Source organism: Pseudarthrobacter sp. B4EP4b, from assembly GCF_006680095.1.
Classification (GTDB): domain Bacteria; phylum Actinomycetota; class Actinomycetes; order Actinomycetales; family Micrococcaceae; genus Arthrobacter.
The window spans coordinates 1-459 of sequence record NZ_VHIJ01000096.1 but is presented as its reverse complement, the minus strand read 5'-3'; the positions used below and the strand labels follow the sequence as shown (position 1 = coordinate 459).

Here is a 459-nt window from a genome sequence, read left to right as displayed (position 1 = left end):
GAAGAGGGCGAGTACCGGGACGGTGACCAGGACGTCCGCCTTGGGGACCGGGACGTTGCCGAGATCCGCGTACCCGTTGACGCCGTTGGACTCGTCCTCTGCCGCGCCGGGGACCTCATGGTCGGCGGTGCTCTCGTACTCGGTGGCGCCGGTGGTGGTACCGGTCGCGGTGTTGGTACCGGTGGCGGTGTCGTTGATGTCGGCCGGCGCGAGCGAGGCCAGCCCGATCGTGTCCGGGTCGCCGGCTTCGATGGTTACTGTGCTGTCTTCGCCCGGGTTGCGGTGACGTGGGTTGCCTTGTCCCTCGTTTCCTTCGCCTGTGTTGCCCTGACCCGTGATGCCTTGACCGGGGTGGCGTTCCCTCGTGTTTTCTTCGCCTGTGGTGTTTTGACGCGGGTTGCCCTGTGCTGTGCTGGTTCCGTTGGTGTTGGGTGTGGTGGTGTGGGTGAGGGCGGGGCC

General features: G+C 66.9%; 1 pseudogene. It reads right to left on the bottom strand.

The annotated features are described in order from the left end of the window. Positions 1–459: pseudogene (locus FNL14_RS23445) on the bottom strand (hypothetical protein); the annotation flags it as partial.